Origin of the sequence: uncultured Photobacterium sp., assembly GCF_947502415.1 — a bacterium.
GTDB lineage: Bacteria > Pseudomonadota > Gammaproteobacteria > Enterobacterales > Vibrionaceae > Photobacterium.
On record NZ_CANMZV010000001.1, the window covers coordinates 356,583 to 367,267 of the forward strand.

The 10,685-nt window shown below is 41.5% G+C and carries 9 protein-coding genes; 4 read left to right on the plus strand and 5 right to left on the minus strand.

All coding sequences use genetic code 11. The annotated features are described in order from the left end of the window. Positions 1–279: 279 nt before the first annotated feature. Complete coding sequence (locus Q0852_RS01535) at positions 280–1,548, minus strand: O-acetylhomoserine aminocarboxypropyltransferase/cysteine synthase family protein (protein ID WP_299013187.1); 1,269 nt, start codon at positions 1,546–1,548, stop codon at positions 280–282. A 159-nt stretch (positions 1,549–1,707) separates the two neighbouring features. On the opposite strand from Q0852_RS01535, the gene Q0852_RS01540 reads away from it, so the two are divergent. Together Q0852_RS01540 and Q0852_RS01545 are read left to right on the plus strand one after the other, a co-directional pair. Then, positions 1,708–4,755 (plus strand): PAS domain S-box protein, encoded by a 3,048-nt coding sequence (locus tag Q0852_RS01540; RefSeq protein WP_299013188.1) that lies wholly within the window; start codon positions 1,708–1,710, stop codon positions 4,753–4,755. 242 nt (positions 4,756–4,997) lie between these two features. After that, complete coding sequence (locus Q0852_RS01545) at positions 4,998–5,960, plus strand: PleD family two-component system response regulator (protein WP_299013189.1); 963 nt, start codon at positions 4,998–5,000, stop codon at positions 5,958–5,960. A gap of 116 nt (positions 5,961–6,076) precedes the next feature. Here the strand turns inward: Q0852_RS01545 and rodA are convergent, their stop codons facing one another. Beyond that, entirely contained in the window at positions 6,077–7,159 is a 1,083-nt protein-coding gene (gene rodA, locus Q0852_RS01550; RefSeq protein ID WP_299013191.1) for a rod shape-determining protein RodA, read from the minus strand. A 76-nt stretch (positions 7,160–7,235) separates the two neighbouring features. Beyond that, positions 7,236–7,730, minus strand: a complete 495-nt coding sequence (locus tag Q0852_RS01555; protein WP_299013192.1) for a hypothetical protein — start codon at positions 7,728–7,730, stop codon at positions 7,236–7,238. 245 nt (positions 7,731–7,975) lie between these two features. Between Q0852_RS01555 and Q0852_RS01560 the strand changes: the two genes are divergently transcribed. After that, on the plus strand, positions 7,976–8,437 hold the full coding sequence (locus Q0852_RS01560; RefSeq protein WP_299013194.1) for a glycine zipper 2TM domain-containing protein: 462 nt from the start codon (positions 7,976–7,978) through the stop codon (positions 8,435–8,437). A gap of 116 nt (positions 8,438–8,553) precedes the next feature. Then, positions 8,554–9,216: a carboxylesterase gene (locus Q0852_RS01565; protein ID WP_299013195.1), complete on the plus strand. Its 663-nt coding sequence runs from the start codon at positions 8,554–8,556 to the stop codon at positions 9,214–9,216. Positions 9,217–9,279: 63 nt separating this feature from the next. On the opposite strand, the gene Q0852_RS01570 is transcribed toward Q0852_RS01565, so the two are convergent. Beyond that, positions 9,280–9,660 (minus strand): PH domain-containing protein, encoded by a 381-nt coding sequence (locus tag Q0852_RS01570; protein ID WP_299013196.1) that lies wholly within the window; start codon positions 9,658–9,660, stop codon positions 9,280–9,282. 16 nt (positions 9,661–9,676) lie between these two features. Next, positions 9,677–10,306, minus strand: coding sequence for a PolC-type DNA polymerase III (locus Q0852_RS01575; RefSeq protein ID WP_299013197.1), 630 nt, complete (start codon positions 10,304–10,306; stop codon positions 9,677–9,679). Positions 10,307–10,685: the final 379 nt, after the last annotated feature.

A 10,685-nucleotide genomic window follows, 5' to 3' on the forward strand; every position in this document is an offset into this window, starting at 1 on the left:
GTTGAACGTAATGTGTTCTATTGGCTCAATTCACCATTCTGGAACTGTATATACGAGTTTCAATGGTTCATCGAATTAAGCAGTAAACAAATTAATCGAATGATATCTGCTCTGAATACAAAGAGAGTTGAAAAGGTGAACATGGCATAAGTAGCTCATTTTACTTTGGGGGTTAGGCAGCTAAATCACATTATTACATCTAAATATATCCCTGAATGTGGCAACTGCTATTAGTTGCTACATGTGATTTACACTATGAATTGATGATGTTAAGTCAGGTTATGCGCTTAGCGCCTGCTCAAGATCAGCCAAAATATCATCAATATGCTCGATCCCAACAGAGAGGCGGATCATTTCAGGGCTGACACCGGCCTGCTGCTGCTCTTCTTCGCTGAGCTGGCGGTGGGTAGTTGATGCAGGGTGACAGGCTAGTGATTTAGCATCACCGATATTGACCAGACGCTTAAAGATTTTCAGGCTGTCATAAAAGTGAACACCGGCATTATATCCACCTTTGAGGCCAAAAGACAAAATCGCTGATGGCTTACCATTCATGTATTTTTCAGCTAATGGGTAGAATGGGGAATCGGGCAATCCGGCATAGCTAACCCAGCTAACCTTACTGTGATTTTTCAGAAACTCAGCAACTTTGAGAGCATTTTCAGTGTGCCTTTCCATTCGCAGTGGTAACGTTTCCAGCCCTTGTATCAGCATAAAGGCATTCAATGGTGATAGCGCTGAACCTGTGTTACGTAACGGAACGGTTCGGGCGCGGCCGATAAAGGCGGCCTCACCGAAAGCTTTAGTGTAGATAACACCATGGTATGAAGGCTCTGGCTGATTAAGTACAGGGAAGCGATCTTTATGCTGGCTCCAAGGGAATTTACCTGAATCAATGATAGCGCCGCCCAGAGTGGTGCCATGGCCGCCAACATATTTTGTCAATGAGTGGACGACAATATCGGCACCGAAATGGATGGGTTTGCAGAGTGCAGGTGTCGCAACGGTGTTATCGACAATAACGGGTACACCTTCAGCATGTGCAAGTTCAGCAATACGTTCAATATCGACAATATTCCCAGCTGGGTTTCCGATACTTTCGCAATATACAGCCTTAGTTTTCTCATCAATGAGCTTGGCAAGGCTTTCTGGTTTGTCATCTTCTGCAAAACGAACTTCGATGCCTTGTTTGGGGAGCATATGAGCAAACAAAGTATAGGTGCCACCGTAGAGCTGCGGAGTGGAAACAATATTATCTCCGGCTTCTGCCAGGGTGAGAATTGCGTAATTAATAGCCGCACTTCCGGCACTTACAACCAAACCAGCGATTCCTCCTTCCAGTGCCGCCATACGTTGTTCTAACACATCATTGGTTGGGTTCATTATTCGGGTATAGATGTTACCGGGCACTTCTAAATTAAACAGATCCGCGCCGTGTTGGGCGTTGTCAAATTCGTAAGCCACTGTTTGGTAAATAGGTGTGGCAACAGATTTGGTTGTTGGATCGGTTTCGTAACCGTAGTGTATCGATAGCGTTTCGTCTTTCATTCTTCTTCCTTGATGATGCTGAATGGATATTCATTGCTATTAGTATCAAAGACAGTATGGCAAAGGAAAGTGTGAATACTCAATCAAGCTCAAGAAAAAACGCGTGAAATTAGTACATTGCTAACAAGGTACTATTATTGTTGCATATGTGCTGGTTTGGTGGGGGCTGTTATTAGCTATTTTGATTTTTTTGAACAAGTTATATTGGGTGCGGTTATAGAAGCCCAAACAATTCAGTTAGTAACATTGACCTTGATTTCAGTTATCTTGGTGAGTGTTATGGCTATAGCCGGGTTAATGATTTGGTATGTTATTGCACCGCTAAAAAAACTGGCAAATTGTTCTCAGCATTTTTTCCCACAACAGGATTCTCAATATTCCGAGGATTTAACTGAACATGAGTTGATTTATCGGGCCGCGTTTAGTCAGGCTGCTGTTGGTATTGCTCGGGTTGACATTAGCGGGCGTTGGTTAGAAGTCAATCAAAAGCTGTGTGACATTATTGGTTATAGTAAAGAAGAATTATTGAAGACTAACTTTCAGGCCATTACTCACCCGGAAGATCTGAAGAAAGATCTTATTATGGTCAGGAGGGTCATTGATAACGAGATTAAAACGTACAGTATAGATAAGCGCTTTTACAGTAAAGATGGGCGAATAGTTTGGATTAACTTATCGGTATCGCTGGTTCGTGATTCACTGTTTAAACCTAAATATTTTATTTCAATTGTGGAAGATATCAGTGATCGGAAGCAGTTTGAGAGAGAACTGGAAGAATCAAAGTGGCAACGGGAAGAGTTAATTCGAGGGCGGGATTTAGCATCTGAGGCTGGTGGGATCAGCAATTGGTCTTGGGATATGGTTAATAATGACCTGTCTTGGGATGCGAGGATGTATGAAATATATGGCATAGACAGGGAAATAACCGATCTTGATTATGATGTGTGGCGTGGGCAGGTTCACCCTGATGATATTGATGACACAGAAGTTAAAATAAAAAGAACGATTGAAGATCTTGTTTCATTTTCCGCAGAGTTTCGAATTTACAATAAGCAAACGGGTGACACTCGTTGGGTAAAGGCTGCTGCGGATGTTGTCAGTAAAAATGGCCAGGCTATTAAAATGTTTGGCGTGAACCTTGATATTACAGATGAGCGTTTAACGCAAATAGCACTTAAGAAAGAGGGGCAATTAGCTCGTCAGGCGAATGAAGCGAAGTCGAATTTTTTAGCTGTAATGAGCCACGAAATCCGGACACCGATGAACAGCGTTATCGGAATGATTGACTTGTTGAGGGAAACGTCTCTGAGCCCAGAACAGGAAAGGATGACGGCGACTGTACGGGATTCGTCTTTCTCGTTACTGGAAATTATTAATGGGATATTGGATTTTTCAAAAATAGAGTCAGGCCAGATGGAGCTTGATTTAGCACCAACTTCATTGTTAGCAATTATTGAACGTAGTGCTGAGGCTTTATGGGGGCATGCGATTAATCATAATGCTAAATTATATATCTTACCTGAACTTCATGTCCCTGAACGCTTACTTATTGATCCTGTAAGAATACGACAAATTATCGTGAATATATTAGGTAATGCGATTAAGTTCTCTCAAGACAGAAATAAACAGGGTGTGGTTTTTGTTCGAACAAGCTTGGTTTGTGGCCTTGATGGCGAATTAAATATTGGTATAGAAGTAATGGATAATGGCATTGGGATGAGTAAATCTCAGCAAGGAAAGCTTTTCCAGCCATTCACCCAAGCTGATTCATCTACGACCAGAAAGTACGGTGGTACAGGTTTGGGGCTGACTATTACTAAGTCTTTTGTTGATATGATGAATGGCTATATTGATGTTGAAAGTGAGCTATATAAAGGTAGCTCATTTAATGTTGTCATCCCTATAGAAAAAGACGAAGAGCATAAATGTGAATTATCTAATGTGGATATTATTTCAGCCAATGTATTAGTTGCTTTAATTGATGAATCACTGAATGTGGTTGTTTGTAATGTTTTAGAACAAGTTAAATGCAACTTTAATAATATTGATGATGTAAATATTGAAATGTCAAATACTGACTACATCAATTGGAATGTCGACATTGTAATTGTTGATAGTTTGGATACAGTTGATGAAGTTATGAAAGTATTTGATCTTTCATATATGGAAAAGCCAAATGTTTTGTTATTGGATGAAGAAATATCTTCCGATAGAGGTGGCGTGGAAGGTAATACTTACATAGTTCGTTCTCAGCCCTTAAAACCTTCAGAACTCATTTATGCGCTTTCGATAATGTCAGGTAGCGAGAGTGCTGCATTTGATAAATGGCAGGACAAAGAGTTTTGTAGAGAGCATGCGGGTATGGTGAACCTTGGGGATGTTGATAATAGTGATAGCTTGATCCTTGTAGCTGAAGACCAGCCGACCAATAGGGAAGTGATTGGGCAGCAGTTGTCTAAGTTGGGATATAACTTCGAAATGGCCAATGATGGTATAGAAGCTTTGGGGAAATGGCGTACAGGCCGATTTCATCTTCTTCTAACGGACTGTCATATGCCAAATATGGATGGTTTCGAACTGACATCAGCAATACGAAATGAAGAGGAAATGCTGTGTAGCGGGCACCGCACAACGATTATCGCGATTACTGCTAATGCCTTGGTGGGAGAGGCGGATCACTGTTTGGAGTCAGGTATGGATGACTATGTTTCCAAGCCTGTTGAATTGGATAAATTAAGGAAGATATTATCTGTTTGGGTTAGAAATCAATGCTTGCTGATTGAAAATACCGATGAGCAACCCTTCGTGTTGGAAGGTGATGATAATGAGTGTGATATTAACTCAATGTCGCGACAAGAAAGCCCTGTTAACTTTGATAATTTATCTAAAATTTTAGGTACTAGTGATAAAGAAGTAATAAATACTATTCTGTCTTCTTTTTGGAGCAGTTTAAAAAGTGATTATGATGACGTGTTAAGCGCTATTCACCTTCGTGATGGAGAGTCATTAAGACGTGCTGCTCATACTGCAAAAGGTGCTTCAAACTCAAGCGCAATAATAAAGCTAGGTCAAATATTTGAAGGCATGGAAATGTTTGCTATTGATGAGAGTTGGGGTGAAATTAAAAAACTTGAACAAGAGTTAAGTTTGGAAATTGAACGTCTAAATGATTTTTTCACGAAAGAGAAAATTATTGAAGATGTTTGACTCTTACTTGATTGAACTGTGTTGCTTAAGGTGGAATGATGAAAAGTTGTGATAACGCGAGTGTTGTTGTTTTTTATCACAAAAAGGGATTTATTGACATTGTTAGATATATTTTGTGCCCATATTTTCCAAGCATTCATTTTGAGTGCATTGGAAATAAGCAGAGTGAAAAGCTTATCTCTTTAGCAGAGGATGATAAGCCATTGTTGTTTATATATGCTTTCGAATAAGTTGAAGAGGCTGTGGCAGTAAAACAATTTTTACAAAGCCCTTCAGGTTTTCGAAATATTTTTAGCTTACCTCATGCTTCCTTGTTACTTTGTGATAAACAATACAGAAAAACAGCTTTCTCGTCATGTATTGAAGGTGTTTTTGATTGCTATGAAACCATAAAGCCTATTTATGATAACAATAAAGTTGCCTTTTCGATGATAAAACTCTACGAGTATTTGACTTTGAAAATCCAGACAGATTTACTGGAGTCACAAGCGAAAAAGGTTGATAAGGATATCAAGCATATTACTGATGAAATTGGCGGGTTGAAAACAAAATATCAGTCTGTGGGTAAAAAACATGTCTCTCTAATCGAAAAGATTACCCGTGGTTTTAATGGTATTTTTGGCGATATACCCAATAGCGCATTGAAACGAGAAGTACAAAAACTATTCGATACTCTTGAGGCGGGACAATTAGAAAAACTTCTCGACAATTTGAAAGATAATCAGGTAGGGATACAGCTCGATGAACTGAAAGATCAAAGTGATGTGTTCTTTGGTGAACTGGAATCCGATCTTAGCGAGCAACAGTCAAAATTGGCTAAATCCGGAGGAAATAAGCTTGAGGGTATAACTATTGTCGTGGCTGACGATCAGGAGTTTATGTTGAAGATTATCTCAACGATGCTTGAGCCTAAAGGTATTCATGTAGAGAAGGCATCGAATGGTGTCGAGGCCATTTTAAAATCCAAAGTGATACTTCCTGACTTGGTGATACTAGATATTGATATGCCAATAATGAATGGAATTGAAACATTGGCGGCGATGAAAAATGTGCCACAATTGGCTGATATGCCGGTAATTATGCTAACTAGCTACACAGATATGAATAATTTCCAAAGTTGTTTAGATCTTGGGGCGAATGACTATATCGTTAAGCCGACTAACGCAGATACGATGCTCAAAAAAATTTCGAGTGTTTTGAATTAAGGTTTAATATCAAACTGAAGGGAAATATTGTACAGCATCTGTGCTGATTTCAATGCGGGCTTGCAATAAACGAGCTTGCAAAGGAATGCAAGCCCGTCTGTTATATTGGATGCGGACTATCTTTTCTTGTAAGGCTTGTACAGGCAAAGAGACATGATGATGCCAAAGCAGACGCCTTGGGTGATCATGGCAGTACCGCCGTAGCTGAAGAAAGGTAGTGGGCTTCCCATTACTGGTAAGCCGCCGCTGACCATACCGATATTAATAAAGGCATATAGGAAAAAACTCAGTGCCAGTGCGCCACTTACCAGGCGGTTGAATGGTGATTCACACTGACAAGCAAGCCAAATAACCCGCCCAGTAATGAAAAGGTAAAGGCTCAGAAGAATAACACTACCAATAAACCCCCATTCTTCGGCAAAGGTGGAAAAAATGAAGTCAGTATGGCTTTCAGGTATAAAGCCTAAATGACCTTGGGTTGCATTAGTCCAACCTTTTCCTTTTATACCACCAGAACCGATTGCAATAAGCGATTGGATGATCTGGTAACCGGCACCAAGTGGGTCAGATTCAGGGTTAAGGAATTGAGTCACACGTTTTTTCTGATAAGCCGCCATAACGAAGAACCATAGGATAGGCACCGCTGTTGCTATTGCAGCCAGAAAGGATGAGATGATTTTCCAGCTCATACCCGCAAAATAGAGTACAAATAGTGCGTAAATGACGGTAAATATTGCGCCATCCAGGTCAGGCTGAATAAAAATAAGTCCTGCCGGAATCGCAGTAATCATTAGGCAAGTCATGATTTTCTTTAAATCCGGTCTCCCTGCATCGGTTACCAGCATCCAGGCAATCATCATAGGTACTGCGACTTTTACCAGCTCAGAAGGTTGGAAACGAATGGGTCCAAGAGCGAGCCAGCGTTGTGAACCGTTGGTACTGTCGCCCATGATAATCACACCAAGAAGTAACACGGTGGCTACTCCATATAAATAGGGTGCAATGTGTTGATATTTGATCGGTGGAATGGAGGACATAACTACAATAGCACTTAATGCTATAAGTGCCCTTATTAGGTGTCGCTCCAGCATGGGGTCACTGAATCCACTGGCACTCCAAACAGTCAGGGAGCCGAGGAACATAAGCATTGAGATTGCCATGAGTAAAGGCAAATCAAGTCTAGGTCGATAATTAAACATAGTTTGGGTCAATAGGTATAAATTTTTAGTAAGGCAATGGTCTTAAATTTCAAAAGGTATGGCTGTGATAGCACTATTACACCGGATGGTCATTGAGTGCCCGGTATATTGCGTTACTTTCTTTCCAACCGCCCAATCGGTGTTCAGACGGTGACTGAAACATTATTAGTGCAGGTAATTGTACAGCCTTCATTGCAATTAAGTGCCAAGGCCTTATTTGTTTTATATGAGCTGTTTTTTGCCAGATAAATCGTTTTTCGATGAGTCGGTTATGGATTAACTGGTGTTGAAGTCTCCAAAGGGATTGGCTGCTTGTTGACTGCCGATGCTTAGCCGGCTCAATAATGATTTGCGGTAAAGTTAATTGCTTTCTCTGTAAGTCGGCTGGTGGTTCAGCAGGTAAGAAGGCAAAATCAAAACTATCAGATTTTTCCCGTTTCTCCTCGGAACGATTGGTTTCTCTTACTTCTGTTTTCCAGTGAAATGTGTAAGGGAAGTGGGAATACCCTGGAAGCGTACTGGCAGCAAATAAAAAGAAATAGAGCATTGAAAAAGCAACAGATGTCACCATCAATCGGGTGTAAGGGCTTCGCTTTTTCATCGTTGAATGGCTAAGGTGAATGCGGGAGGTGCATAAAATATCCGTTTTTGGATAAAAATCAATTAAAAAGCGGTGTTTCCGAGCATCATTGAATACTAAATATGCAATTGTTGCTGTTATTACTCTCGGTGTTGATGAGCTTGGCGGGATAAAAAGAGCATCTTGCTATACTTATGGCATTGGGTGTCAATTACGTAAGTCATGCAGGTGATAATGTGAGAATTTTTTATTTTATTGTATTGTTCCTTTCGACTCTTGGCTTCTCAGGCTGTTCTAATAACCCTTATGGCGACTCTTACGGTGTTGCTGATACTCGAACTATTCAGCAAGTGCGCTATGGTACCATTGTCAAAACCGAACCTGTAACGATAGAAGGTGAAGGTCAGGTTGTTGGTGCTATTGCTGGTGCTGCTGTCGGTGGGATCCTTGGTTCGAAAATAGGTGGTGGTTCCGGCTCTGATATTGCAGCTATTGGTGGTGGTGTACTTGGTGGTGTTGCCGGTAGCAAGGCCGCGGAAGGGGTAACACGCCGTAATGGTGTAAACCTGACGATTAAAATGGATAGCGGAGAAACGGTAGCTATCGTTCAGGAAGTTAATCCAAATGTTATCTTTCAGGTTGGGCAGCGTGTCCGGGTGAATATCGACGGTAAAACTGCGCGAGTCATGCCAGAGTAATACAGTTTACTGACGTTACCTGAACTAGTCGTATTTTTAGTATTGGTTCAGGTGTTTGTTTATGAGTTACGGCAGTGTATGGTGTAAAGATTTGATATCAAACTGAAAGATAAAGTATGGAATATTTATCGTGTGTTGAAGTAGAACCAAATGTTGCTGCAACTGCTGCCGTGATCTGGCTTCATGGACTTGGCTCTGATGGACATGACTTTGAAGCGATTCTGCCAGATTTAAAATTACCTCAAAATGCACCTGTTCGATTTATTTTCCCTCATTCACCGTCTTTGCCGGTTACGGTTAATGGCGGGATCGTGATGCCAGCCTGGTATGACATTCTTGAGATGGGCTCAGGGCGTAAGATCAACACAGCTCAGTTGCTGGAGTCGGCGCAACAAGTAACAACGTTGATTGAACGTGAAATTGAACGTGGTATTGCCAGTGAACGTATTATTCTGGCTGGTTTTTCTCAAGGTGGGGCTGTGGCTTACCATGCCGCACTCAGTTTTCCGAGTAAATTGGCGGGATTATTAGCTCTTTCTACTTATTTCCCGACATCTGGAATCATTGAAATCACAGATGCTAATCGTTCTATCCCGCTTGAGGTAATGCATGGTAGCTATGATCCCGTTGTTTTGCCTTCGATGGGAGAAGAGGCGGTAAGTGATTTATCCTTGGCGGGGTTGTCTCCGAACTGGCGCACATATCCAATGGAGCATCAGGTTTGCTGGCAACAAGTACAAGATATATCGACCTGGTTGAAAGCAATATTGAAGTTATAAAATTTGAAAGTATTATGCTGTGATATTCCTGAAGACACAGGAATACCACAGCGTTAAAGGATATTATTTCCCGGCAATTTTCGCAGCCAGTAATCCTTGCATATTATAGATATTGGTTTTGCCATTGAATTCTAAGGCAATCGGAGCGGGTTGCCCTGAAACCCAAAGCTTTAGTTCCGCATCCAGGTCAAAGTGGCCTGTCGATTCAACGGTATACATGGTGATGGACTTGTATGGAACAGAACGATATTCCACTTTTTTACCTGTCACACCTTGCTTATCAATCAAGACCAAACGACGATCGGTTAGCACGATCATATCTCTGATTAGCTTGTATGCTAGCTCTATTTGTTCACCAGGCCCTAAAATCGTTGTGAGTTCTTCCGTTGCTTCCTCGGTGCTCATTTCACCGGCGTTCCCTAAAATTGCATCGAACAGTCCCATTGTTGCTCCTTATTTGTTAGCGGTTAGCCTTTTTCCTGAGGTAGGCCGGAACCGACGCTTTTGCGGTACGTGATAACTTTTGCATGACCGAGAAATCGGGCATACCTAGTTGATAATCTGACTCCAGATCTTCAAGGATGTTCAACCAAAGTTTGGCGGTCATTTCAGAATCGGCCAGCGCTCGGTGAAAAACACCATCGTTATCAATATTTTTGTATTCGACCAGCGTACCGAGCTTGTGATTTGGTGCTTGCTGATACAGGCGGCGGGCAATGAGCATTGAACAGGTAAATTGACCGTTGTAATTACAGCCGATTCGATCGAGTTCCGCATCAAGAAAGCGCTGATCAAATGATGCGTTGTGGGCAACGAGATTGTAATCAGCAATAAAATCGGCGAACTGCTCCATCACTTCGTCACAACCAGGTGCTGATTGCAACATCTGGTTGCTGATGCCGGTGTAGCCTTCAATAAAGCTACTGATTCTGAAACCTGGGTTCATTAGCTGCTGAAAGCGGTCAACAACAATGCCGTCATTCAATTTAACTGCACCAATTTCGATGGCACGATCGCCCATATTAGGGGAAAGCCCGGTTGTTTCGAAGTCGAGGACGATAACAGTATTGGCCGGCTGAGAGGTTGTCACAATAAAGAACCTGTTTGGAGAGTGTATAGAAAGGAGAACATTGTAACCACCTTGCTGAGTGAATCCAATAAATCTGTACTAATGGATAATTGAGAGCACACTCTAGGTAGCTTGTTTCTTTGCTTATACTTGTGTGGTGTTAACTATATGATTTGTTAGGAAATAATAATGATTATGCATTTGATGAACTAGACCTTAAGGTGGTCAAGATAGCCGCTGTGACCGAAAATGTACCTAGCCGAGCAGTGTGCGAGCGACTGGGGATGACTTTGGAAGGTGTAAGCTCCCACGCTGAAAATATTGATAGGAAGATATTGGATCATGCCATCTATGCATACCACCGAGAGAATAATACTAAGCTGAATAATAAATAACCGAC